This window comes from Neisseria sp. P0021.S007, assembly GCF_051956855.1.
Genome location: NZ_JBQCXA010000008.1, coordinates 100,535 through 125,826, shown reverse-complemented (window position 1 = coordinate 125,826; position 25,292 = coordinate 100,535). Strand labels below are relative to the sequence as shown.

Here is a 25,292-nt window from a genome sequence, read left to right as displayed (position 1 = left end):
TAGAAGATAAAGGGAAGAAAGATATGTACTTAAAGGCATTTGACAGAAAATGGGATAGGGCAACTGTGCAGAGGGGCTACTCCTTGATACAGCTGCTGGTGGTGATGCTGCTGGTTTCGATCTTGGCGACGTAAGATATTAGGCCGTCTGAAAGATACTTAAGATTAGCTTTCAGACGGCCTTGTTGTAAGATGAATTTTTGATATTGGCGTACTTTTTTAAATACAGATAAAATCCCTGCTAATTATTTATAACGATATTTTTAGGATACACAGTGCTTGCTTTGGATTATTGTCATCAAAAGGTTGCCGAAAGCCATTCCAGTTTTTTATCCGGCTTTCGTTTTTTATCGGTAGAAAAACGGAATGCGATCACTGTTTTATACGCTTTTTGTCGCGAACTAGACGATGTAGTTGATAGCTGTACCGATCCAAATGTAGCTCAGATAACGTTGAACTGGTGGCGCAGTGATTTGGAGAAAGTGTTTAATAATGAGATGCCTGAGCATCCCGTTCATCAGGCTTTAAAAGATATTCGGGAAAATTTTGACTTGCCGAAGAATGAATTTGAGGCCTTGATTGATGGCATGCAGATGGATTTGGAGCAGGCTCGTTATGGTAGTTTTGATGAATTAAAGCTGTATTGTCACCGTGTTGCCGGAGTTGTGGGGCGTCTTATTGCGCGGATTTTAGGTTTTTCCAATCTGAAAACTTTGGAATATGCGGACAAAATGGGCTTGGCTTTGCAGTTGACGAACATTATTCGTGATGTGGGCGAAGATGCGCGACAAGGAAGAATTTATCTGCCGATAGAGGAAATGCAGAAGTTTGACGTACCTGCCAACGTAATTATGCAGTGCAAACCGACAGAAAATTTTGCACAATTGATGCAGTTTCAAGTGAATAGGGCGCGTGAAACTTATCGTGAAGCGATGTTGCTTTTGCCGGCTGAGGATAAGAAATCACAAAAAGTCGGCCTGATTATGGCGGCTATTTATTATGCGTTGTTGAATGAAATTGACCGTGATGGTGCGCAAAATGTGTTGACTTATAAAATTGCGATTCCTTCTCCCCGTAAAAAACGTATTGCTTTGAAAACTTGGCTGTTTGGATTTAAACCATGAAGACTAAGCGTCCAAAAATTGCTGTAATTGGTGCCGGTTGGGCAGGTTTGTCTGCGGCGGTTTCCCTGATTCATCGAGCCGATATTTCTTTGTTTGAGGCTGGGAGACAGGCTGGCGGTAGGGCGCGTAGCATAGCTGGGAAAGATGGTGGATTCAGCTTTTTGGATAATGGGCAGCATATCTTGTTGGGTGCGTATCATGGTGTTCAAACTTTGATGCAACATATCGGCGTTCAACCTGAATCAGCCTTTTTACGCCAGCCTTTGCGATGGTACATTCATGAGGGATTGCAGTTTCAGACGGCCTCTCTGCCTGCGCCTTGGCATTTGCTTGTCGGTATCCTGCGTGCTAAAAATCTTTCTTTTTCATTGAAAATCAAATTGCTGTCGGATATGTCGGCATTGCAACGTTGGGCTGATCATCATAAAACCGATTTGACGGTTGCAAAGTGGTTGAGAACACGAAATGTTCCGCGCAGCCTGCTTGGGCAATTTTGGCAACCTTTGGTTTGGGGTGCTTTAAATACGCCGTTAGAACAGGCATCGTTGCGCATTTTATGTAATGTATTGAATGATGGCGTGTGGTCTGAAAAGGCGAACAGCGATTATCTTTTGCCTAAGCAGGATTTAGGGCGGATCGTAGCCGAACCGGCTTTGGATTTTCTGCACAAGCATGGTGCAGAAATACATCTTGAAACTCGTATTTCCCATTTAAACCATCATATCGATGGCCGAGTTGAAATCAATGGCGAAGTATTTGATGCGGTTGTTTTGGCTATTGCACCATATCATGTTGACGCACTTCTGCCTGAAGATACGCCTGACTATATTCAGACGGCCTATCAATCGTTGCATTACCATGCGATTACTACGGTTTATTTGCGTTATGCACAAGCAGTCAAACTACCTGAGCCTTTAACGGGATTTTTTGATGGTGCGGCGCAATGGGTGTTACATCGGGGGGCGTTGGGTTTGCCGGATAATGAAGTCGCGGTCGTCATCAGCGTTTCCGATTACACCGAGGCACGGAAGGATAAAGATTTAGCCGAGAAAATTCATGCGGACATTAAGCGGATTTGTCCGGATTTGGGTACGCCTGAAGCCGTACGCATTATTACTGAAAAACGCGCGACTACGGCGGCAACGGTTGATTTTGTACAACCTGATTTCTCATGGTTGCATCATCGCCGTATTTATCCAGCCGGCGACTATCTCCATCCGCGTTATCCGGCAACATTGGAAGCTGCGGTTCAGTCGGGCTTTGCTGCGGCTGAAAAACTTATGCTGGATTTGCGGGTTGAATAAACTGAGGCCGTCTGAATGTTCAGACGGCCTTTTTGACTTTACAAAACTTACCAAGCCGATACAATATCCAAAACCATAAAGTTCAAGGAAAAGTCATGACGACATTAGCGAACAAAACCATCTTGATTACCGGCGCATCCCAAGGCTTGGGCGAGCAGGTTGCCAAAGCCTATGCGGCTGCCGGAGCGACTGTCATTTTGGTGGCGCGTCATCAAAAGCGTTTGGAAAAAGTATATGATGCCATTGTGGCTGCGGGCAGCCCTGAGCCGTTTGCCATCTGCTTTGATTTGATGAGCGCGGAGGAGAAAGAGTTTAAGCAATTTGCGGAGACTATTGATGAAGCGACCGGCGGAAAATTGGATGGCGTGGTACATTGTGCCAGCTATTTCTATGCCTTGTCGCCATTGGATTTTCAAACCGTATCGGAATGGGTCAACCAATACCGTATCAACACCGTTGCGCCTATGGGTTTGACCCGTGCGCTGTTCCCATTGTTGAAGCAATCCGAAGATGCTTCTGTGATTTTTGTCGGCGAAAGCCACGGCGAAAAACCGCAAGCCTATTGGGGCGGTTTCGGTGCCTCCAAAGCTGCGCTCAATTATTTGTGTAAAGTGGCCGCGGACGAGTGGGAACGTTTTGACAACCTGCGTGCCAATGTTTTGGTGCCGGGCGCCATCAATTCGCCGCAACGTATTAAATCGCATCCGGGCGAATCGAAAAGCGAACGTAAAAACTACGAAGATGTCCTGCCGCAATTTATTTGGTGGGCAAGTCAAGAGAGCAGGGGGCGGACAGGCGAAATCGTCTATCTGTAAATCTACCTGCTCAGAGTGGTTTGAGAACATGAGGCCGTCTGAAATCTATATTTTCAGACGGCCTTTAACTTATTGAGTTTTATATCTAAATAATGTTGAAGTGTAATGTTTGACGTTTTAGCAGGCAAACATCAGGCTGGCACAAAATTAGATATAGTAATCTAAGTTATAGTTGTATTGGATAAATATGACGGAATTTGACTTTATCAGACAATATTTGCAGCGACAAAAATCGGAAGGTTTGATTTTGGGCATAGGGGACGATGCCGCTATTATTCGCCCAAGTAACGGATTTGATTTATGTTTTAGCGCTGATATGTTGGTTAAGGGCAGACATTTTTTTGAAGATGTTTCACCTGAAGATTTGGCATGGAAAATGCTTGCAGTAAACTTATCCGATATGGCCGCTATGGGTGCCAAACCACGTTGGGTGTTGCTCAGTGCTGCGCTGCCTGAATTGAATCAAGACTGGCTCAAACGTTTTTGCGATAGCTTTTTTGCTTTGGCCGCGCGTTTTGATACGGTGTTGATTGGTGGCGATACCACCAAAGGCGATTTGGTCTTTAATGTAACAATAGTAGGTGAAGTTCCGACAGGGAATGCCCTGCGGCGTGATGCGGCCGAAGTCGGCGACGATATTTGGGTATCGGGTCGGTTGGGTTTGGCTGCCGCTGCTTTGAACAAACATCTGGGGCATTATCAATTACCGTCTGAAATCATGGCAGTTTGCGATGATAAATTGCTCCGTCCGGAACCGCGCGTTTCATTGGGGCAGGCATTGTTGCCGTTTGCCCATGCCGCGCAAGATGTTTCAGACGGCCTGGCTCAAGATGTGGGGCATATTTTAAAAGCCTCTGCTGTCGGGGCGGAAATATTTGCCGATTGTGTGCCGTCGTTGCCTGAATTGAAAAACGTTTTGTCGCGCGAACAATGGTTGTCGGCGGTATTAGCCGGCGGCGATGATTACGAACTGATTTTTACTGCTGCTCCAGAAGATAGGGAACGCGTTTATCAGGTAGCGGAACAAAGTGGCGTACCGGTCGCCCGAATTGGTAAAATGACTGACTCAGGCCGTCTGAATATTTTGGATGCCGAAGGCGGCGTATTGGAACTGACTTCTTTAGGATTTGATCATTTTGGCTGAACGTAAACCTACTTTTTCTTGGCTGTTGCACAAACCATTGTGTTTTTTAGGATTCGGTTTTGGCAGCGGCTTGTCGCCGGTTGCTCCGGGTACGGCCGGAACGCTGGCAGCATTACCTCTGGCTTTTGTATTGTGCCTGTTGGGCATAGACGGCTGGATATTGCTTTTATTGTGTATCGCCTTGTTCTTCTGGGGTATCCGCATTTGCGGTTATACCGAGAGGGAGCTGGGTATTCAGGATTACGGCGGTATCGTCTGGGATGAAATTGTCGCGATGCTGTTGGTGCTGTCGCTGATTCCGTTTAAATGGAGCTGGTGGCTGGCGGCTTTTGTTATTTTCCGCTTGTTTGATGCGTTGAAACCATGGCCGATAAAATGGTTTGACCAATGGATTCATGGAGGTTTAGGCATTATGCTTGATGATTTGATTGCGGCTGTGATGACCTTGATGGTCTTGGGCCTGTTTTATTGGATCGCGTGATGCGTTTTAAGTGTTTCGACCCTTTGCAAAAATAGGGCGGGCACGCCGGAATTATCCGGATATTGAAATAAAATAAATACCATACGGGGTAAACAATTATGAATGAAATCGAGATTAACGTGGAGCCGCGTTATATGGCCGGTCAGAGCGACGTCTATCGCGACCGTTACGCCTTCAATTATCTGATCACCATCTGCAACCGCAGTGATAAAATCATTACTTTGCGTCAGCGTTTTTGGGAAATCACCGACGGACACGGTGAGACAGAGCAGGTCGGTCATGTTGGCCTGATTGAAGAGCAACCTGTTTTGTACCCGGGCGAAGCCTATGAGTACAACAGCGGTTCGCAAATCAGCACGCCTTGGGGCAGTATCGAAGGCGCGTATGAGTTTGAAGACAGCATCGGCAAACGTTTCGTTATCGGGGTGCCGAAGCTTGAATTCAAAGCAGGCTTTACTTTGCAATAGGTCGTCTGAAAAATAAAACCGGAACATGGGAAATGTTCCGGTTTTATTTTTCAGACGACCTTATCAGTCTTTGCAAGGCTGTACCAATACCCACGGCGCTACGACAACCGCCCACATTTCCTGCTTATCCGCTAAAAATGTGCGTGCCATATCATCGCTGATGGCACCGAATTTGCCTTGTTCCATCCATTGTTTCAATGGCGCGGCTTCATCTTCGGCAACATGACGGGCGACGGCAATCAAATCCAAATCGGGCGCAACATAGACGGCGGCACCGCGTGCGAAGTGGGGTTGCAGCTCTTCCCATGAAATGCGGGCGGTTTCGGTATTGAGTTTTTCGTTTAAGAGTGGAATAGACATAGGACAATCATCAAATAAAAAACGGATTGTAACCGATATTCGGCCTTTTGCCCGATGCCGTCTGAAAACGAAAGAAATTTACAGGGTTAACGTTATACAGTATCATTTTAATGTTTTAATTTTCTTTCAGACGGCCTGTTGTCCGTATTTGGACAAGGGCGGTTTTAGGCTTATGAATTCTGTATTGTTGACCGGATTGCTGCAAAGGCTGCTGATTGCGCTTGTCGCATTGGCGGCGTTGTGGGCTGTATATTTTTGGGCGGTATCGCCATGAGTATCGTGGTGGAAAATCTGACGGTCAGCTATCAGCGCAGGCCGGTGGTGCACCATGTCGATATGGTGTTTGAAGATGGCAAAATGTGGACGATTTTCGGGCCGAACGGCGCGGGTAAATCGACCCTGCTCAAAGCCATTATGGGCTTGCAGAAGACGGATACGGGCAGCGTGCGCTATGAAAATATGGCACGCAAGGATATTGCCTATCTGCCGCAGCAGTCGGACATTGACCGCAGCCAGCCGATGACGGTGTTTGAACTGGCAGCGATGGGGCTGTGGTATGAAATCGGCTTTTTCGGGCGTGTGAACGCGGCGCAGAAAAAGCGCGTGATGGTGGCTTTGGAACGCGTGGAAATGCAGGATTTTGCCACGCGCCAAATCGCGCACTTGTCCAATGGCCAATTCCAACGCGTATTGTTTGCGCGGATGCTAGTGCAGGATGCCAAATTTTTGCTGCTGGATGAGCCGTTTAACGCGGTGGATGCGCGGACGACTTATGCGCTGTTGGAAGTTTTGCGCCAGTGCCATCAGGACGGTCAGGCAGTGATTGCCGTGTTGCATGATTACGAGCAGGTGCGGGCATATTTTGCCAACACGCTGCTTTTGGCGCGTGAAAAAGTGACAGCCGGTGCGACGGAAAATGTGTTGACCGATGAATTTTTGGCACAGGCCAACCGAATGATGCAGAAGCAGGAAGCGGCCGATTGGTGCGCGGTTTAATGGACAAGGCCGTCTGAAAGTAAGTGTTTTTCAGACGGCCTCAGGCTTTCAGAGATTAATAAAAAAGCGATAAAACATGGATTTATATGATTTGGTCGTCGCGCCGTTCGTCGAATTCGACTTTATGCGCTATGCCCTGGCGTCGATTTTCTGCCTGGCATTGAGCGCGGCGCCTGTCGGTGTATTTTTGGTGATGCGCCGCATGAGTTTGGTGGGCGATGCCTTGAGCCATGCGGTTTTGCCCGGTGCGGCCATTGGCTATATGTTTGCCGGTTTGAGTTTGCCTGCGATGAGTGTTGGCGGTTTTGCAGCCGGTTTGCTGATGGCTTTGTTGGCCGGTTTAGTCAGCCGGTTTACTTCATTGAAAGAAGATGCGAACTTTGCCGCATTTTATTTGAGCAGCCTCGCCATCGGTGTGGTTTTGGTCAGCAAAAACGGCAGCAGCGTCGATTTGCTGCATTTGCTGTTTGGCTCGGTCTTGGCGGTGGATATTCCGGCTTTGCAGCTGATTGCCGTTTCTGCAAGTGTCACTATTTTGCTGATGGCGGTCATGTTCCGCCCGCTGGTGTTGGAAAGCATAGACCCTTTGTTCCTCAAGGCTGTCGGCGGTAAGGGCGGCTTTTGGCATGTGTTGTTTTTGGTACTGGTCGTGATGAATCTGGTTGCCGGTTTTCAGGCATTGGGTACGCTGATGTCGGTCGGTTTGATGATGTTGCCGGCGATTACTGCCAGACTGTGGGCGAAAAGCATGGGTTGGCTGATGATTTTGTCGGTCGCATTGGCTTTGCTTTGCGGCTTGGCAGGATTGTTGTTTTCCTACCATATCGAAATCCCGTCCGGCCCGGCGATTATTTTATGCTGCGGCACGCTTTACCTGATTTCCGTCGTGTTCGGTTGGGAAGGCGGCATTTTGGCAAAATGGCTGCGCCGCAAGAAACACCGCACGGCATGATTTTTCAGACGGCCGCTTGAATAATCAGACAGTCTGTCTTATGATGATGTTAATGTTACGTTATATCACTGGAGAGAATATGAAACATTGGAAACTCGGCATCGTTGCCGCATTATTGACCGGTGCCGCTTATGCCGCTCCGTTGCCTGTTGTCACCAGCTTCAGCATTTTGGGCGACGTGGCCAAACAGATTGGCGGCGACCGCGTGGCCGTTCAAAGCTTGGTGGGTGCCAACCAAGACAGCCATGCCTACCACATGACCAGCGGCGACATCAAAAAAATCCGCAGCGCAAAATTGGTATTGCTCAACGGCTTGGGCTTGGAAGCCGCCGATGTACAACGCGCAGTTAAACAAAGCAAAGTGCCTTTCGCCGAAGCGACCAAAGGCATTCAGGCTTTGAAAGCAGAAGAGGGCGGCCATCATCATGACCACGATCATGAAGGCCATCATCACGATCACGGCGAATTTGACCCGCACGTTTGGACCGACCCCGTCTTGATGGGTACTTATGCGCAAAACGTTGCCAATGCGCTGATTCAAGCCGACCCTGAAGGCAAAACCTACTATCAGCAACGTTTGGGCAACTATCAAATGCAGCTGAAAAAATTGCACAGCGATGCGCAGGCTGCCTTTAATGCCGTACCTGCCGCCAAGCGTAAAGTCTTGACCGGACACGATGCGTTCACGTACATGGGCAAACGCTACAATATTGAATTCATCGCCCCTCAAGGCGTGAGCAGCGAAGCCGAGCCGTCTGCCAAACAAGTGGCTTCCATCATCCGTCAAATCAAACGCGAGGGCATTAAAGCCGTCTTTACCGAAAACATCAAAGACACGCGCATGATTGACCGTATCGCCAAAGAAACCGGCGTCAATGTCAGCGGACGTTTGTATTCCGATGCACTGGGTGGCGCACCGGCCAACAGTTACATCGGCATGTACCGCTACAATGTCAAAGTTTTGACTGATGCCATGAAAAAATAAAACGGTTTCAAGATAAAGGCCGTCTGAAACTTGGAAACAAGGTTTCAGACGGCCTTTTATATGCTTATTTTTAAAACAAATCGTCAAATTTAAAATATAAAAATTAGTTTTGTGCTATTAAAAGCTTAATTATCAAAAATTCATGCCAATTTGCTTGATAAGTACGCACCATCCGTGCGAATTGCTTATCGGCTGTCCGTCAGCCACTCACGGCTTGACTTCACCCTGTTACAATTCGGCATCTTCACGTTTCTTAAACTTACATCATGAGCAATCATTCGTCTTGGTCATCCAAAATCGGCTTTGTGCTTGCTGCGGCAGGCTCGGCCATCGGTTTGGGTGCAATTTGGAAATTCCCTTATACAGCCGGTACCAACGGCGGCGCCGTATTCTTTCTTTTGTTTTTGATTTTCACCATTTTGGTGGCTTTACCGGTTCAACTGGCTGAGTTTTACATCGGCCGTACAGGCGGTAAAAACGCCATTGATTCCTTTAAAGTATTGCGCCCGGGTTCGCAGTGGCCGTGGGTCGGCCGCATGGGTGTGGCCGCGTGTTTTATTTTGCTGTCGTTTTATAGCGTGGTCGGCGGCTGGGTATTGAACTACGTCGTGCACAGCTTTACCGGTGAAATTCATGCCGGCGCAGACTTTGAAGCCTTGTTCGGCAACACGATTTCTTCACCGTTTGGTTCGCTGTTTTACCAAGGCTTGTTCATGCTGATTACCATTTGGGTGGTTAAAGGCGGCATTTCAGACGGCATTGAAAAGGCAAACCGCGTGTTGATGCCGGGTTTGTTTATCCTTTTTATCGCGCTGGCTATCCGTTCGCTGACCTTGCCCGGCGCAATGGAGGGCGTGGCATTCTTGTTGAAACCGGATTGGTCGTATTTGAAACCGGGTACGATGCTGACTGCTTTGGGTCAGGCATTTTTTGCGTTGAGTATTGGCGTGTCCGCGATGATTACCTATGCCTCGTATTTGGGTAAGGATCAGGATATGTTCCGCTCCGGCCATATGATTATGTGGATGAACCTGTTTGTGTCGCTGCTGGCCGGTTTGGTGATTTTCCCTGCGGTATTTGCCTTCGGTTTTGAACCCGGCCAAGGCCCTGGTTTGATTTTTGTCGTGTTGCCTGCGGTCTTCATGAAAATGCCGATGGGTACGTATTTGTTTGCCGTGTTTATGCTGTTGGTTGTCTTTGCGACGCTGACTTCCGCGTTTTCCATGCTGGAAACCGTTATCGCGGCAACCATCCGCCAAGACGAGAAAAAGCGCAGCAGCCACGCTTGGGTAACCGGTATTGCGATTTTCATAGTTGGTATTCCTTCGGCGCTGTCATTTGGCGTTTGGGGCGATTTTAAGATTTTCGGAAAAACTATTTTTGATTTGTGGGACTTCATTATTTCTGCCGTCATCATGCCGATTGGCGCATTGAGCGTTGCCGTGTTTACATCATGGGTTCAGGACAAACAGTCTGTCCTGCGTGATGCGGGCATGGGCAGCACCATTCCGAAACAGCTGCTTTACCTGTGGTTGGGTGCGCTTCGCTATCTTGCGCCGATTGCGATTATTGTCGTGTTCATCAACTCTTTGGGTTTGATTTAATCCGATAGAGAGCAAACAGTCCGGCGTTGCATTGTTTCGCCGGACTGTTTGTTTAAAAACATCATTAAAAATATTAAGGCCGTCTGAAAATTTTTCAGACGGCCTTTTTATATACGCATGAGGCTGATTAGAACTTCGCTTGCAGTCTCAGCCATGCAGTACGGCCGGGTTCGTTCACGCGCATGGTTTGTGTACCGGCAGACGGGTCGCCGCCGCGGCTGACGAATTCAGCATAGTTTTTGTTGAACACGTTGTCCACGCCACCTTGTAATGTGGCGTATTTGCTGAATTTCCAACCAGCGTTGAGCGAGAGTACGCCAAAGCCCGAAGAAGCGCCGATGTCTTGGCCGACGATATTGCCTTGGCCTTTGCTGTAACGGTTTTGTTTGGCCACGACGCGCCATAATGCGCCCGCACTGAATTTGCCGTTGTCAAAGGCGAGGGTGTTGTTCCACTCGAGCGGTGGCGTTTGTGCCAAAGGTTTGCCGTCGGTACGGTTTTTGCCGTGGGTGTAGGCGAGGCTGGTGCCGACTTCCCAGTTAGGCGCAAATGTCCATTTGACTTCGGCTTCGCCGCCAAAGCGTGAAGCGTTGATGTTGCGCACGTTGAAAATCTTGTCTTTGCTCTCCATCATGATGAAGTCTTTGATGTCGCTGCCGAATACGGATACGGATGCGTGGAGATTAGGACGTTTCCAGATTACGCCTGCATCGATTTGGCGGTTTTGCTCTGCGCGGATGGCTTTGTTTTCAGAGTGCAGGCGTTCCCAGTAGTCAGGCGCGCGTTCGGCAATGCCGAATCCGGCATAGTATTTCAGACCGTTGTCCGTATTTCTTTCCCAACGCAGGAAGCCTGAGTTCAAATTGAATTTCTGATGTTTCAAAACGGGGTCGGTAACACGCGCGGTATCGTAATGCGCTTTGACTTGGTCATGGCGAAAACCTGCTACCCAGCGTTGATTGTCGGTTTGTTGCCAAGAGGCTTCGGTGAAAATACCCCATTGTTTGAAACTTTGGTTGGGCATGTAAGGCTTGTGGCTGTAGCCGTCGCCGCCACGCTCATGACGCGCGACGTGGACGTCGTCCAAATAATCCAAACCGGTTTGCAGGTTGAGCTTGTCCCAATCGAAAGTGGCTTTCAGACGGCCTGTATCGGTATTGCGTTTAGGGTTGTTGGCATTTTTAATCTGCTTGCCGGCAGGATTGTAGATGGTACGCAGGCTGTATGTGTCCATCACGTGGTCGATTTCGCTTTTACCGTAGCGCAGTTCCAACTCGCTGAACCATGGTGTGAGGTTGCGTTGGGTAAAACGGATATTCCACGCATCACGGTCGAATTTGCTGCCGTCCATCATGCGGTCGGCGTAGGCAACCTTGGCTCTGCTGCGCTCGTATGTGCCGGCAATGGTGGTGTTTTCTGTCGGAGTAACACCCAGTTGCAACATTTGGCTGTCGCGTTTGAAGTGGGAGTGAATGCGGTTGCCGTCGCCGTCTTTGTAATCGTCGGCTTCGTTATGGGAGATATTGGTACGGACATAGCCGTATTTGCCGCCGAACTCGGCTTCCAGCGAGCCGTCAAGGCGGTCGTTGCTGCCTGCTGTCAGGGTGGCGTTAATATTGTAAGGTTTCTCAGTGAAATCAGGATCTGTACGGATAAATTGCACTGAGCCGCTGACCAAACCCATGCCTTGGGTAACGGTTTGCGGGCCTTTAGTAACCACGACTTTATCAAATGAATTGGGGTGGATATAGGCAGTCGGCGGGTCCATGCGCATACCGCAACCGCCATAAATAAACTGATCGTCGGCATTGACGGAGAGGCGCGAGCCGCCCAAACCACGGAACAGCGGATCGCCCGAGCTACCTCCTTTACGGATGATGCTCATGTTGGGCACGGATTGTAAAAGGTCTGCCCCGTCTCCGGCAGGGAGGGGTTGCAAAGCAGCTTTGGGGTTGAAAGTAACGCGGTTGGCTTTTTGTTGTTGTGTGCCGGTGACGGTGACAGGGGAAAGGGTAACCGTTTCTTCAGGTGTAGGATCGGTATCTGCCCATGTTTGGGATACGGCTAAGGTAATGGGTAAGATAAGTAATGGTGGGTATTTCATATTGTTTCTCTCTATTATTAGGAATTATGTTAACTAATACCTAAGTATTATACATAAAGTCTAGTTAAATAGAAGCAGCGGGATTTTAATCTAAATCAATATTTTCAGATTTTGGGCGCATAGGTTGTTTATTAAGATTGGTCATACCAAAATATTGATTTGAAGGCATTGGTGAGGTTACTTGATAAAAATGAATGTGTTTGAATTAAACTGCTTGCGATGGGAAGAATGGCATTCCTTGACGAAAAAATAGGGGATTGATTAGAATGAGCGGCCAATTGGTCAATCCAATTTATGGCCGTTTGAATACAACTGTCCTTCAATCATCAGGAATACAACATGACGAAATTGGTTCGTCCGCAAAAAATCAGCGATCAGGTTTTAGCCGTTTTGGAAGAACGTATCGCGACCGGCATTTATGAAGAAGGCAGTAAATTGCCTCCCGAACGTACGCTTGCGGAAGAATTCGGCGTATCGCGTCCGTCAGTCAGGGTGGCATTGAATATCTTGATTGCCAAGCAGGTTTTGGAAGCGCGGCAGGGCGATGGCTATTATGTTTCCGTCAAGCCGCAGCAGGATTTTTTGCAAAGCTGGCAGGAGTTGCTCGGCAAACATACCAATTGGGAAACAGACGTATTCGATTTCAGTTGTCACGTTGAAGGCTGTATGGCGGCGCTGGCCGCCGAAAGACGGACTGACGCCGATTTGAAACGTATTGACTTCTGGCAGCAGAAGTTTGAAACGGCCTGTGAAAGCGGAAATTTGGAACATCAAGCCGAGGCAGACGTCAGTTTCCATCAAACTATTGCTGATGCCGCACACAATATCCTGTTCAGCCACCTTTCCAGCAGCCTGCTCAAAATGCTTTATCAGCAAACACGCAGCGGCATTATCTATATCCATCAAACCGAAGACCCGCGCCCGACGCTAATTGCCCAGCACCGCGCTATTTTTGAAGCCATTGCCCAGGCCAAACCGGCTGAGGCGGCGGAAGCGGCCAAACTGCATTTGAATTATGTCGCCCGCCGCATTTTGCAGGACAGGGAATATCAAAGCCGCAGCGAGCATGCGGATGTATTGGCACAAAACGATTTGAAACGAGTAGATTGGTAGCGTTTAAAAATAATCAGGCCGTCTGAATTTTTCAGACGGCCTGATTTTGCAAATAAGGCCTTTTAGTGCCACAATCTTCATTAATTCTGTCTGAAAACAAAGGAAGCACCATGTACCGTCATGTCGAGTATTATCCGGGCGACCCGATTTTGAGTTTGGTTGAAACCTTCAAACGCGACGAGCGTCCTGAAAAAGTCAATTTGAGCATAGGCATTTATTTTGATGACGAAGGCAAAATGCCGGTTTTGGAATCTGTCCGCCGGGCAGAAGCAGAGCGTGCGGCCGTACCGCGCCCCTCTCCTTATCTGCCGATGGAAGGTTTGGATACTTATCGGAGTGCCGTTCAGCGTTTGTTGTTTGGCAAGGATAATCCGGCATTGGCAGAAGGTAGCGTTGCGACCGTACAGACTTTAGGCGGCTCGGGGGCGTTGAAAGTCGGTGCCGACTTTTTGCGCCGTTGGTTCCCTGATGCAAAAGCCTATGTCAGCGATCCGACTTGGGACAACCATAAAGGCATTTTTGAAGGCGCAGGTTTTGAAGTGGGGACGTATCCTTATTACAACCCTGAAACCGTCGGCGTGAAATTTGAAGAAATGACTGCGTTTTTCAAAACATTGCCGGAAAACAGCGTCTTGATTTTGCATCCATGCTGTCAAAACCCGACCGGCGTAGATATGTCGAAAGCGCAATGGGATGAAGTGTTGGATATTATCAAAACGCACAAGCTGATTCCGTTTATGGATATTGCCTATCAAGGTTTCGGCGAAGATTTAGACAGCGATGCGTATGCAATTCGCAAAGCCGTCGAAATGGGTCTGCCTTTGTTTGTCAGCAACTCTTTCTCGAAAAACCTGTCGCTGTACGGCGAGCGCGTCGGTGGTTTGAGCGTAGTGTGTCCCAATAAGGAAGAAGCAGAGCTGGTGTTCGGACAGTTGAAATTTACCGTCCGCCGCATTTATTCCAGTCCTGCCGCGCATGGCGCATACATCGCTTCTGATGTGATGAACAGCGATGAGCTACGCGCTTTGTGGGAAAACGAGGTTTACGCCATGCGCGACCGCATCCGTGCCATGCGTCAGAAACTTTATGATGTTTTGACGGCCAAAATCCCCAATCGTGATTTCAGCTATTTCATCAAACAGCGCGGTATGTTCAGCTATACAGGCCTAACCGTAGAGCAGGTACACCGCCTGCGTGACGAGTTTGCCGTTTACCTGCTGGATTCGGGTAGGATGTGTGTGGCAGGATTGAATGCATCGAATATCGATTATGTGGCCGAAGCATTTGCCAAAGTGTTGTAATAGCCGTTCAATCTGAAATTGAATGTAGTTTTATTTGAAGTAAATCAAAAGGCCGTCTGAAAAATTTTCATCTTTCAGACGGCCTATTTATAATTGGCGCACCCAACAGGGATCGAACCTGTGACCTCCAGCTTCGGAAACTGACACTCTTCCAACTGAGCTATGGGTGCGAAAGCCGTAAGGTTAACGCATATTGGCTTTATTGGCAAAGTTTATCTTGAAAGTGTCTGAAAGTGGCATTGGCGGTCACTTTTTTGCATAGCTGGAATAATCAATTAACTACAAAGGCTTAGCAGAATTTAGATGGCCTTTTGAGGATTTTTGCGTATCTTTTTCTCAAGATGGATTGGAAAGCCTTTGCGAATTCAGTATAATCCAGCAAAATATTGTTAACTGCGTTTAACACATAAACTATAACTTACAGCACAACCTAACCTAACGGCGAGGCCTACCAAATGAAACAACTCCGCGACCACAAAGCCCAAGGCTCTGCATTGTTCACCCTTGTGAGCGGTATCGTTATTGTCATTGCAGTGATTTACTTCCTGATCAAACTGGCGGGAAGCGGTTCATTCGGCGATGTTGCCGAAACAACCGAAGCTGCGACTCAAACCCGTATCCAGCCAGTCGGCCAACTGAAATTGGGCGATGGTATTCCAGTCGGCGAGCGTCAAGGCGATCAGATTTTCAACAAAATCTGTATTCAATGTCACGCGGCAGACAGCATCGTTCCTAACGCGCCTAAATTTGAAAACAAAGGCGATTGGGCGCCTCGCATTGCACAAGGTTTCGATACCTTGTTCCAACACGCTCTGAATGGTTTCAACGCAATGCCTGCCAAAGGCGGTGCGGCTGATTTGACCGATCAAGAATTGAAACGCGCCATTACTTATATGGCCAACAAAGCCGGCGGTACTTTCCCTGATCCTGATGCCGCAGCTCCTGCCGATGCAGCCGCTTCCGGTGAAGCCGCTTCAGCTCCGGCGGCTGAAGGTGCAGCTCCTGCAGAAGCCCCTAAAGCAGATGTGGCCAAAGCAGATGACAAAGGTGTGGCAGCTCCAGCAGCCGGCGGTGCAGACGGCAAAAAAGTTTACGAAGCCAACTGCCAAGCATGTCACGGCGGCGCAGTTCCAGGTGTTCCTCATGTAGGTAAAAAAGAAGACTGGGCTCCTCGTATCAAACAAGGTAAAGACACCCTGCACAAACACGCACTCGAAGGCTTTAACGCAATGCCTGCCAAAGGTGGTAACGGTAGCCTGAGCGATGATGAAGTGAAAGCTGCAGTTGATTACATGGCTAATCAGTCTGGTGCTAAATTCTAAGATTTGATTTTGAATCTCGAATAGGAAGCGCATTCTGCAAAAGGATGCGCTTTTTTTGTGCAGGAAATCTGGATCTTGCTATAATACTGAAGTAGTAAATTATTCTCATGATCAAGGGTCGTCTGAAAGATTCAGACGGCCTTCGAATACAATCAAGATTCTTTTAAAGAAGTTCAACCATATTCACATACGACAAAACAACCACGGAGTTATCTCATGGCAAAAAAATATTTCGGTACTGACGGTGTGCGTGGCGAAGTCGGTCAGTTTCCTATCAATCCTGATTTTGTCTTGAAATTAGGCTATGCGGCAGGTCAGGTTTTGGTGCAGCACGAAGGCGAAATCAAACCAACCGTCTTGATCGGTAAAGACACGCGTATTTCAGGCTATATGCTGGAAGCTGCGCTGATTGCCGGTTTTACCGCCGCCGGTGTCAATGTTATTCAAACCGGCCCTCTGCCGACTCCGGGCGTAGCGTATTTGACCCGTGCTTTGCGTTTGTCTGCCGGTGTGATGATTTCTGCGTCCCATAACGTTTATTCTGACAACGGCATTAAATTCTTTGCCGAAGGCGGTGTGAAGTTGAGCGATGAAATCGAATTGGAAATCGAAGCCAAAATCGATGAGGAAATGAAAACACAGCCATCCAGCCGTTTAGGCCGTGCGCGCCGGATTAATGGTGCGGATGACCGCTATATCGAGTTCTGTAAATCCACTTTCCCAAGCCATTTGGACTTGCGCGGTCTGAAATTGGTGGTCGATACCGCCAATGGTGCGGGCTATGCAGTTGCGCCTAAAGTATTCCACGAATTGGGTGCGCAAGTAGTAAGCATCGGTGATGAGCCAAACGGCTACAACATCAATGAGAAATGTGGTGCGACCCATCCGAAAGCTTTGCAAGCGGCTGTGTTGCAAAATGAAGCCGATTACGGCATTGCCTTGGATGGCGATGGCGACCGTTTGATGATGGTTGACCGCAATGGCAAAGTGTATGACGGCGACAGCTTGATTTATGTGATTGCCAAAGCACGCGCGCACGAAGGCGTGGAGATCGGCGGCGTGGTGGGTACGGTAATGACCAATATGGCGATGGAAGTTGCTTTGAAAGAGCAGGGCGTTGATTTCTGCCGCGCCAAAGTGGGCGACCGCTATGTGTTGGAACAGCTCCACCAACGCGGTTGGCTGATTGGCGGCGAAGCCAGCGGTCATATTTTGTGTATGGACAAACACAATACCGGTGACGGCATCATTTCCGCGCTGCAAGTTTTGGCCGCATTGCAAACCTTGAATCAAGACCTTGCCACCGTTTGCGCCGATTGGCAGCCGTATCCGCAAACCATGATCAACGTCCGCATCAAAAAAGGCCAAAACTGGCAGGACGCTTCCAAAGAGGCTTTGGCTGAAGTGGAAAAAGAACTCGAAGGCAAAGGCCGCGTGGTCTTGCGCGCATCCGGTACCGAGCCTGTCGTGCGCGTGATGGTGGAAGCCAAGCAGGCAGACTGGGCGAAAAAAGGCGCAGAAAAAATTGCCGCGGCCATTCAAGGTCAAAAGTAACAGTGTGTTTGATTTTGAATTGAACTAAATAAAAGGCCGTCTGTTATAAAAGGCCGTCTGTTGTTCAGACGGCCTTTGTGTTTCATTAGAAGCTTAGTTGCTCAAGACATCAACGCCTTTAGGAGGGGTAAATTTGAACATACCGCTGGAAAGGTTAGGCTTGGTGTTCAAGCCGCTGAAGCTGATGCTGGTTTGGTTGCCGAAGCTGTCTTTCAGCTGCATGGCGGCGAGGTTGTCGCCTTTGAAGCCGATGCGGATGTATTGATAGCCGGCGTTGTTTTTCTTAGGTGTAGCCAAAACGTAGTCGATACCGTTGGCAGAACCGTCTTCTTTCAGCGTGTAGCTGCTGTCCAATGCCGTTTTGTTGGAGAGGATGGCGGCAGGGCTGTCGCCGATGGTTTGGTCTTGTGAGGACTTGGTTACTTGTGCCAAATCTACGTCATAGAGCCAAATGGTTTTGCCGTCGCCGACGATGGTTTGTTTGTAGGGTTTGGTGTACTCCCATTTGAACAAGCCAGGGCGCAGGATTTTGAATGTACCGTGTGTGGTTTGGGTTTTCTTTTTGCTGTGAACGGTTTGGCTGAAGTTGCCGCTGATACCGTCGGCGTCATTATTGAATTTTTTCAGGGCGTCCACTGCGTCGGCTTGTGCAAAGCCGATAGCTGAAGAAAGCAGCGCGGCAGCGGTCAGGGTGAACAGTCGGGTAGTTTTCATGTTTTGGTTCCTTGTTCGGAGAGATGGGTTCAGTATAGACGTTATGGTGTAACAGACAAGGGGTTGAATGGAGGGTTTAATTTGTGTAAATATGAAAAATCCAATCAAGTGACTGAAATAATTTCATTTCTTCAGATGGCCTGCATTTGGTTTTGACGTTTTTTTAATGAAACGCATAAGGGCTTGGTGTGGTATTTAATGTCATTTTACGGAAAGCTTGAAATTATAGTCTTTCTGTTTGCTTTTTAAAACGGTTATAATATTTGTCTTTTTAAAACAATGGTTTTGTATGTATCTGAATCCTTATCCTTTATTGGAACAGGCTTTGCTGTCGGACAATCCGGATGAAAAGGGAAGGTTGACGCAGACCTTGTTTGCGCAGTTGGGCGAGGCGGAAGGTTTGACGGTTGAGGAGTCGAAACCCGTGGATTGCCGTTTTGCCGGACATCCGTTGCGTCCGCGTTTAGTTGCGCCTTCGGAGGTTACGCCGCGCAAGATGAATACGGTCGAAGGCTATGCGGCCATGTTGCATGCGATTGCGCACATTGAATTTAATGCGATTAATCTGGCTTTGGATGCGGCGTATCGTTTTCGCAATATGCCGTTTCAGTTTGTACGCGATTGGGTAAGGGTGGCGAAAGAAGAAGTGTTTCACTTCGGCTTGATGCGTGGCCGTCTGAACAGCTTGGGCTACGATTACGGCGATTTTGAAGCGCACGGGCATTTGTGGGATATGGCATATAAAACTGCTTACGATCCTTTGTTGCGCATGGCTTTGGTACCGCGGGTGTTGGAAGCGCGCGGTTTGGATGTCACGCCGGGTATTCGTGCAAAAGTGGCACAGCGCGGCGATGTGGAAACCTGCGATGTGTTGGATATTATTTATCGCGATGAAGTAGGGCATGTCGCCATCGGCAATCATTGGTATCAGCATCTTTGCCGTGAGCGCGGTTTGGAACCGGTTGCCTTGTTCCGCAGCCTGATTGCGCGTTACGATATGTTTATCTTCCGCGGTTACGTCAATATCGAAGCACGGGAACGCGCGGGATTCAGCCGTTTTGAGTTGGATATGTTGGAAGATTTTGAGAAAAGTTTGAAACAGGATAAAAAGGCCGTCTGAAACGGTAAAATCATTATGGCACATCATCACGATCATTCGCACGCGCACACGCATACCGCCAACAAGCAGGTATTGCGCATTTCATTTTTCGTTATTATCGGATTTATGCTGGTTGAGGCGGTCGGCGGTTGGCTGACCAACTCTTTGGCCCTGCTTTCCGATGCGGGGCATATGTTCAGCGATGCGTTTTCGCTGGGCGTAGCATTGTCGGCATTCAAACTTGGCGAGAAACAGACCACGCTGCAAAAGACATTCGGTTACAAGCGTTTTGAAATTTTGACGGCGATGTTTAACGGATTATCGCTGGTGTTGATTGCGGCGATGATTTTTTATGAAGCAGTCAAACGATTGTTTTATCCGCCGGAAATTTTGACGGGCGGCATGTTGGTGGTCAGTATCATCGGTTTGCTGGTCAACATCGGCGTCGCCGTTTATATGTTGAAGAATGGCGATACCGAAGAAAACGTCAATATGCGCGGCGCGTATCTGCACGTAATCAGCGATTTGTTCGGCTCGATAGGGGCGATTGTCGCAGCGGTACTGATGATGGCGTATGGCTGGCAATGGGCGGATACGGTTGCCAGCGTATTGGTGGCGGCTTTGGTAGGGTGCAGCGGCTGGAAGCTGTTTAAACAGACTTTGCACATTTTGATGGAAGGCGCGCCGGAAAACATCCATACCGATGAGTTGCTCAGCGTTATCCGCAATATGGAGGGCGTAAAATCCGTTCACGACTTGCATGTTTGGACGATTACCAGCAATATCCACGTTTTATCCTGCCATATTGTCGTAGATGGCAACATGACGGTTGCAGAGTCCGAACAAATCGCCTACCGCATCGAACATGAATTGGCGCATCATAACATCGGGCATTGTACGATTCAGATTGAAAGCGAACAGCATCCGCATAAAGATGAAGTTTTGTGTTCGCAGGAAATGCACGAACACCATCACCATTAACCATATTCAGGCCGTCTGAAACTTGTTGGATTGTTCAGACGGCCTTCTAAAATCATCAAAGGAATACTTATGACCCAAGCCGTATTATTCGACCTTGACGGCACGCTTGCCGATACCGCACTTGATTTGGGTGGTGCGCTCAACACGGTATTGCGCCGACACGGTTTGCCAGAAAAAAGCATGGATGAAATCCGTCCGCAGGCCAGCCACGGTGCGAGCGGTTTGCTCAAACTTGGTGCAGGCATTACGCCCGACCATCCGGACTATATGCAATGGCGTAAAGAGTTTTTGGATGAATACAGCCGCTGTTATGCCGATCAAACCATTTTGTTCGACGGCGTAAACGAAATGTTGGAAGCCTTAGTTCAACGCGGTATCCAATGGGGCATTATTACCAACAAGCCCATGCGTTTTACCGATGTCCTCGTGCCTAAGCTCGGGTTTGCCGCGCCTCCCGCCGTCATTGTCAGCGGCGATACCTGCGATGAACCCAAGCCCAGCGTGAAGCCTATGTTTTATGCGTGCGAACAGATTGGCGTTGAGGCGCAGCGATGTTTTTATGTCGGCGATGCCGAGCGCGATATGCAGGCAGGCAAAAATGCAGGAATGATAACCGTGCTTGCCGATTGGGGTTATATTTCTGCCGAAGACCAAACCGAAAACTGGTTCGCCGATTTCCGTATTGCCACACCTTTGGATTTGTTGGCAATCTTGCGTTAAAACCCTGTAATAATCCGTTTTCAGACGGCCTGAAACGGCGTAAAATTACACAAATTTGTATTTTTTCAACCGTTTTACACTTGTAAAGAGAAAAATCATGTTCTTCAAGCATATCGAAGCAGCTCCTGCTGATCCGATTTTAGGTTTGGGCGAAGCGTTTAAAGCCGAAACCCGTCCCGAAAAAGTCAATCTCGGTATCGGCGTGTACAAAGACGCATCCGGCGCAACGCCTATTGTCAAAGCCGTCAAAGAGGCTGAAAAACGCCTGTTGGAAAGCGAGACAACTAAAAATTACCTGACCATCGACGGCGTTGCCGATTACAACGAGCAAACCCAAATCCTGTTATTTGGTAAAGACCACGAAATCATTGCCAGCCGTCGCGCCAAAACAGCGCAAAGCCTTGGCGGTACAGGTGCATTGCGCATTGCGGCCGAATTTGTCAAACGCCAGTTGAACGCGCAAACCATCTGGATTTCCAATCCGACTTGGCCTAACCACAACGCCATCGCCAAAGCGGTCGGTATCCAAGACAAACCGTATCGTTACTATGATGCCGCCAAACACGGTTTGGATTGGGATGGCATGATTGAAGACTTGAGCCAAGCGCAAAAAGGCGACATCGTCCTGCTGCACGGCTGCTGCCACAACCCTACCGGCATCGACCCTACGCCCGAACAATGGGAAACTTTGGCAAAACTTTCTGCCGAAAAAGGCTGGTTGCCACTGTTTGACTTTGCCTACCAAGGCTTCGGCAATGGCTTGGAAGAAGATGCCTACGGCTTGCGCGTGTTCTTGAAACACAATACAGAATTGCTGATTGCCAGTTCTTATTCCAAAAACTTCGGTATGTACAACGAGCGCGTCGGCGCGTTCACTTTGGTGGCCGAAGATGAAGAAACTGCAGCCCGCGCCCACAGCCAAGTCAAAACCATCATCCGTACCTTGTATTCCAACCCAGCTTCACACGGTGCGAACACCATTGCGCTGGTGTTGAAAAATGATGATTTGAAAGCACAATGGATTGCCGAACTTGATGAAATGCGCGGCCGCATCAAAGCCATGCGCCAAAAATTTGTTGAGTTGCTCAAGGCCAAAGGTGCAACCCAAGACTTTGATTTCATTATCGAACAAAACGGTATGTTCTCTTTCAGCGGCTTGACTCCCGAACAAGTTGACCGTTTGAAAAACGAGTTTGCCATTTATGCCGTCCGTTCCGGCCGCATTAATGTTGCAGGCATTACCGATGACAATATCGACTACCTGTGCGAAAGTATTGTGAAAGTCTTGTAATTGTCGAATTAAAGGCAAAGGCCGTCTGAATCATTCAGACGGCCTTTATTTTTGACTGTGGAAACTTATCCGGCAACTATGTTCATTCCCCAATAAATCATGGCATAGCGCAGCAGTTTGCCTGCAATCAGAATGATGGCGCAATGCAAAGCATTAAGCCTGAGCCAGCCTGTGGCAAGGGGGAGGGCATCGCCGATAATCGGCAACCATGCAAATAATAGCGGCCAAATTCCCCATCTTTGTATACGCGCCAATACTTTTTCAGACGGCCTTTTCTTGGCCGGAAACATTCTGCCCATGTAATACGAAACCATACTGCCCAAGCCATTCGCCAAACCGGCACACAAACATGCGCCGAGGGCATGTTGCGGATATTGGTACACAAATGCGGCGTATGCCGCCTCGGATGTACCCGGAAGTAGTGTGGCTGAAGTGAAGGCAGAAGCAATCAGGGCAAGGTAAGCGTAAAGAGGTGGCATGTTTTGAGTTACATCAAGTGATATTGTAAAAAAGAAATAATAGGCTTAGTAAGAGGATTATGCCTTTATTTTTTAATCTAATAAAAGATAAATCCAATATTATTGAAATTTTTAAAATTAAACGTCTGAAGGATAATGTAGTCGGCTGTTAGAAAATAGTTTTCAAAGTGACGGATTATCAGTATGATACGGGCGGCTGTTAATGGGTGTTAAGTTTAATGAACTGATTTAAGCTCATTTTTCCAGCAAATCTTAACAAAACGAAAGGCAAATCATGTCTGCGCATTCACAACAAAATCATACTCCTGCGCTGGTTGTCCTAACCACACTCTTTTTCATGATGGGTTTCATTACCTGCATGAATGATATTTTGATTCCGCATTTGAAAGATATTTTCGACCTAACTTATGTTCAGGCGATGCTGATTCAATTCTGTTTCTTTACCGCTTATGCGATTATGTCGATCCCGATGGGCTATTTGGTCGGCAAAATCGGCTATAAAAACGGCGTGATTAGCGGCTTCGTATTGACTGCCATCGGCTGTCTACTCTTTTATCCTGCTGCTGGCAGTCATTCTTATGCAACTTTTTTGGGTGCATTGTTTATTTTGGCTTCAGGTGTAACACTGTTGCAAGTGGCGGGTAACCCTTATGTGACTTTGCTGTCCAAACCGGGTAAAGAATCTGCAACACTGACTTTGGTTCAGGCATTTAACTCTTTGGGTACGACCATTGCTCCGCAAATCGGCGCATTCCTGATTTTGGCTGATGCGACACAAACTGTCAGCAAAGCCGAGCAAATTTCTTCTGTTCAAATTCCATATTTAGGTTTGGCCGGTCTGCTGATTATTTTGGCTGTATTCGTCAAAATGATTCGTCTGCCTGACGCAAACAAAATTGCTGAAGAAGAGAGCGAACACAACCATGATGGCAAACACAGCGTATGGCAATACCGTCATTTGGTTTTTGGTGCGGCCGGTATTTTCTGTTATGTCGGTGCGGAAGTATCCATCGGTTCTTTATTGGTCAGCGTGTTGGGCTATCTGAAAGGTTTGGACCACGCATCTGCCGCGAAATATTTGTCGTTCTACTGGGGCGGCGCGATGGTCGGCCGTTTCTTAGGCTCTGCCATCATGGCGAAAATTGCGCCTAACCGCTATTTGGCATTTAACGCTACTGCTGCTGTTGCCTTGTTGGGCGTTGCTATGTTGGCAGGTAAAGCCAGTGCGGATATTGCGATGTGGGCATTGTTGGCTATCGGCTTCTTCAACTCCATCATGTTCCCAACCATTTTCTCTTTGGCAACCAAAGGTCTGGGTCGATTTACCAGCAGCGCTTCCGGCGTATTGTGTACTGCGATTGTCGGCGGTGCGGTTGTGCCTGTGGTACAAGGTTGGGCTGCAGATACTTACGGCCTGATGATTTCTTTCGTTGTATCGGCGATTTGTTATGTATACATCGTCTTCTTTGCTATAAAAGGCTATAAAGCTGACGAATAATCCATCATGATAAAAGGCCGTCTGAAACCTTATGGGATTTCAGACGGCCTTTTTACTTTGTGGCATAATGATTTAAATGACAGGAGGAAAAAATGGCCAAAATCATTTTGCTGCATGGCTTGCACATGCATTCATGGGTAATGAAACCGCTGGCGTATTTGCTGGAACAAGAAGGTTTTGAAGTTGCGCTGTTCGATTATTACAGTGTTTTGCATTCGATGAACCGACATGTTGAAGATTTGGCGCGATGGATTGATGAGAACCATGCTGATGAAACACTGCACTTTGTCGGCCATAGTTTGGGCGGGTTGGTCTTACGCAATTTTGCGGCTGCATATCCGAATAAAGTCAGCGGCCGTATCGTTACTATGGGTACGCCGCACCAAGGCAGCCGGGCTGCGCAACGTGTGCTCAATTTGGGTTTGCAAAAGCCGGTATTGGGCGGCTCGTATAAAGGCGCTTTGGACGGCAGTATGCCTGAATTGCCAGAATGCGTTGAGTTGGGCAGTATCGCCGGCAATAAACCGTATGGGCTGGGCCGTGTTTTAGGTTTGCATGGTGAACATGATGGTACGGTTTTGGTCAGCGAAACGCATTGTCCGAATATGCGTGATCATGTCGTTTTGCCTGTCAGCCATAGCGGTATGTTGTTTAACCGTAAAACGGTCGAGCAAGTGGTGGCATTTTTGCATGATGGACGTTTTAAAAAGCAATAAAATTTCATTTATTCTAATTTAAAAGTATTTAATGTTAATAATTTAATATATTTTAAAGAAAGTGTCGCAGTTTTACTGGAGCTGTTTTTATAAAATAACAGGCAGGCCGTCTGAGAATCGGGTTTCAGACGGCCTGTTATGCTAAAATCTGTTAAGTACTTATTTAAAA

Annotated in this window: 24 protein-coding genes and 1 tRNA gene; 20 read left to right on the top strand and 5 right to left on the bottom strand. The window is 48.0% G+C overall.

What is annotated here, in order from left to right; genetic code table 11:
* The first annotated feature begins 274 nt into the window (after window positions 1-274).
* From hpnD to apaG, 6 genes are all read left to right on the top strand, one after another.
* On the top strand, window positions 275-1,123 hold the full coding sequence (gene hpnD, locus ACTHUR_RS10135) for a presqualene diphosphate synthase HpnD (protein ID WP_004520626.1): 849 nt from the start codon (window positions 275-277) through the stop codon (window positions 1,121-1,123).
* Window positions 1,120-2,427, top strand: coding sequence for a hydroxysqualene dehydroxylase HpnE (hpnE, locus tag ACTHUR_RS10130; protein ID WP_070695300.1), 1,308 nt, complete (start codon window positions 1,120-1,122; stop codon window positions 2,425-2,427). Before hpnD ends, hpnE begins: the two co-directional genes overlap by 4 nt.
* Before the next feature lie 95 nt (window positions 2,428-2,522).
* The gene (locus ACTHUR_RS10125) at window positions 2,523-3,242 is read left to right on the top strand and encodes an SDR family oxidoreductase (protein ID WP_003682583.1); all 720 of its coding nucleotides are present in this window, start codon (window positions 2,523-2,525) and stop codon (window positions 3,240-3,242) included.
* Window positions 3,243-3,429: 187 nt separating this feature from the next.
* Window positions 3,430-4,386 carry a thiamine-phosphate kinase gene (gene thiL / locus ACTHUR_RS10120; RefSeq protein ID WP_004520628.1) on the top strand — a complete coding sequence of 319 codons (957 nt, stop codon included), beginning with the start codon at window positions 3,430-3,432 and terminating at the stop codon, window positions 4,384-4,386.
* On the top strand, window positions 4,379-4,867 hold the full coding sequence (locus ACTHUR_RS10115; protein WP_039862448.1) for a phosphatidylglycerophosphatase A family protein: 489 nt from the start codon (window positions 4,379-4,381) through the stop codon (window positions 4,865-4,867). Before thiL ends, ACTHUR_RS10115 begins: the two co-directional genes overlap by 8 nt.
* 98 nt (window positions 4,868-4,965) lie before the next feature.
* Window positions 4,966-5,334 (top strand): Co2+/Mg2+ efflux protein ApaG, encoded by a 369-nt coding sequence (gene apaG / locus ACTHUR_RS10110; RefSeq protein WP_004520630.1) that lies wholly within the window; start codon window positions 4,966-4,968, stop codon window positions 5,332-5,334.
* Between the two features lie 63 nt (window positions 5,335-5,397).
* Here apaG and ACTHUR_RS10105 read toward each other — a convergent pair whose 3' ends face one another.
* Window positions 5,398-5,694, bottom strand: coding sequence for a DUF2288 domain-containing protein (locus ACTHUR_RS10105; RefSeq protein WP_004520632.1), 297 nt, complete (start codon window positions 5,692-5,694; stop codon window positions 5,398-5,400).
* 270 nt (window positions 5,695-5,964) lie between these two features.
* Here ACTHUR_RS10105 and ACTHUR_RS10100 point away from each other — a divergent pair, with 270 nt between their 5' ends.
* The 4 genes from ACTHUR_RS10100 (at window position 5,965) to ACTHUR_RS10085 (ending at window position 10,231) form a co-directional block, all read left to right on the top strand.
* Window positions 5,965-6,690: a metal ABC transporter ATP-binding protein gene (locus ACTHUR_RS10100; protein WP_188208635.1), complete on the top strand. Its 726-nt coding sequence runs from the start codon at window positions 5,965-5,967 to the stop codon at window positions 6,688-6,690.
* 76 nt (window positions 6,691-6,766) lie between these two features.
* Entirely contained in the window at window positions 6,767-7,642 is an 876-nt protein-coding gene (locus tag ACTHUR_RS10095) for a metal ABC transporter permease (protein ID WP_003747573.1), read from the top strand.
* Window positions 7,643-7,721: 79 nt separating this feature from the next.
* Complete coding sequence (locus ACTHUR_RS10090; protein ID WP_049323129.1) at window positions 7,722-8,627, top strand: metal ABC transporter solute-binding protein, Zn/Mn family; 906 nt, start codon at window positions 7,722-7,724, stop codon at window positions 8,625-8,627.
* 266 nt (window positions 8,628-8,893) lie between these two features.
* On the top strand, window positions 8,894-10,231 hold the full coding sequence (locus ACTHUR_RS10085) for a sodium-dependent transporter (protein WP_049344650.1): 1,338 nt from the start codon (window positions 8,894-8,896) through the stop codon (window positions 10,229-10,231).
* Window positions 10,232-10,358: 127 nt separating this feature from the next.
* Here ACTHUR_RS10085 and ACTHUR_RS10080 read toward each other — a convergent pair whose 3' ends face one another.
* On the bottom strand, window positions 10,359-12,335 hold the full coding sequence (locus tag ACTHUR_RS10080) for a TonB-dependent copper receptor (RefSeq protein ID WP_004520636.1): 1,977 nt from the start codon (window positions 12,333-12,335) through the stop codon (window positions 10,359-10,361).
* 339 nt (window positions 12,336-12,674) lie between these two features.
* Between ACTHUR_RS10080 and ACTHUR_RS10075 the strand changes: the two genes are divergently transcribed.
* Both ACTHUR_RS10075 and ACTHUR_RS10070 read left to right on the top strand, forming a co-directional pair.
* Window positions 12,675-13,448: a FadR/GntR family transcriptional regulator gene (locus ACTHUR_RS10075; RefSeq protein ID WP_004520637.1), complete on the top strand. Its 774-nt coding sequence runs from the start codon at window positions 12,675-12,677 to the stop codon at window positions 13,446-13,448.
* Window positions 13,449-13,558: 110 nt separating this feature from the next.
* Entirely contained in the window at window positions 13,559-14,749 is a 1,191-nt protein-coding gene (locus tag ACTHUR_RS10070) for an amino acid aminotransferase (protein WP_070695302.1), read from the top strand.
* 94 nt (window positions 14,750-14,843) lie between these two features.
* Here ACTHUR_RS10070 and ACTHUR_RS10065 read toward each other — a convergent pair.
* Window positions 14,844-14,919, bottom strand: a tRNA-Arg gene (locus tag ACTHUR_RS10065).
* 285 nt (window positions 14,920-15,204) lie between these two features.
* On the opposite strand from ACTHUR_RS10065, the gene ACTHUR_RS10060 reads away from it, so the two are divergent.
* Window positions 15,205-16,071, top strand: coding sequence for a c-type cytochrome (locus ACTHUR_RS10060; RefSeq protein WP_070624823.1), 867 nt, complete (start codon window positions 15,205-15,207; stop codon window positions 16,069-16,071).
* A gap of 216 nt (window positions 16,072-16,287) precedes the next feature.
* Complete coding sequence (glmM, locus tag ACTHUR_RS10055) at window positions 16,288-17,625, top strand: phosphoglucosamine mutase (protein ID WP_004520640.1); 1,338 nt, start codon at window positions 16,288-16,290, stop codon at window positions 17,623-17,625.
* Between the two features lie 93 nt (window positions 17,626-17,718).
* On the opposite strand, the gene lolA is transcribed toward glmM, so the two are convergent.
* Window positions 17,719-18,339: an outer membrane lipoprotein chaperone LolA gene (lolA, locus tag ACTHUR_RS10050; protein ID WP_004520641.1), complete on the bottom strand. Its 621-nt coding sequence runs from the start codon at window positions 18,337-18,339 to the stop codon at window positions 17,719-17,721.
* A 289-nt stretch (window positions 18,340-18,628) separates the two neighbouring features.
* Between lolA and ACTHUR_RS10045 the strand changes: the two genes are divergently transcribed.
* The 4 genes from ACTHUR_RS10045 to ACTHUR_RS10030 all read left to right on the top strand — a co-directional run bounded on the left by ACTHUR_RS10045 (window position 18,629) and on the right by ACTHUR_RS10030 (window position 22,430).
* The gene (locus ACTHUR_RS10045) at window positions 18,629-19,459 is read left to right on the top strand and encodes a ferritin-like domain-containing protein (RefSeq protein ID WP_070624822.1); all 831 of its coding nucleotides are present in this window, start codon (window positions 18,629-18,631) and stop codon (window positions 19,457-19,459) included.
* Window positions 19,460-19,474: 15 nt separating this feature from the next.
* The gene (locus ACTHUR_RS10040; RefSeq protein ID WP_070695303.1) at window positions 19,475-20,419 is read left to right on the top strand and encodes a cation diffusion facilitator family transporter; all 945 of its coding nucleotides are present in this window, start codon (window positions 19,475-19,477) and stop codon (window positions 20,417-20,419) included.
* Between the two features lie 69 nt (window positions 20,420-20,488).
* Complete coding sequence (locus ACTHUR_RS10035) at window positions 20,489-21,139, top strand: HAD family hydrolase (protein WP_004520645.1); 651 nt, start codon at window positions 20,489-20,491, stop codon at window positions 21,137-21,139.
* A 97-nt stretch (window positions 21,140-21,236) separates the two neighbouring features.
* Entirely contained in the window at window positions 21,237-22,430 is a 1,194-nt protein-coding gene (locus ACTHUR_RS10030) for an amino acid aminotransferase (RefSeq protein WP_004520646.1), read from the top strand.
* A 65-nt stretch (window positions 22,431-22,495) separates the two neighbouring features.
* Here ACTHUR_RS10030 and ACTHUR_RS10025 read toward each other — a convergent pair whose 3' ends face one another.
* Window positions 22,496-22,909 carry a YqaA family protein gene (locus tag ACTHUR_RS10025; protein WP_004520647.1) on the bottom strand — a complete coding sequence of 138 codons (414 nt, stop codon included), beginning with the start codon at window positions 22,907-22,909 and terminating at the stop codon, window positions 22,496-22,498.
* 274 nt (window positions 22,910-23,183) lie between these two features.
* On the opposite strand from ACTHUR_RS10025, the gene ACTHUR_RS10020 reads away from it, so the two are divergent.
* Together ACTHUR_RS10020 and ACTHUR_RS10015 are read left to right on the top strand one after the other, a co-directional pair.
* Window positions 23,184-24,407, top strand: coding sequence for a sugar MFS transporter (locus tag ACTHUR_RS10020; protein ID WP_004520648.1), 1,224 nt, complete (start codon window positions 23,184-23,186; stop codon window positions 24,405-24,407).
* 92 nt (window positions 24,408-24,499) lie between these two features.
* A complete protein-coding gene (locus ACTHUR_RS10015; RefSeq protein WP_004520649.1) occupies window positions 24,500-25,123 on the top strand; it encodes an alpha/beta fold hydrolase in 624 nt (207 codons plus the stop codon).
* The last annotated feature ends 169 nt before the right edge of the window (window positions 25,124-25,292 follow it).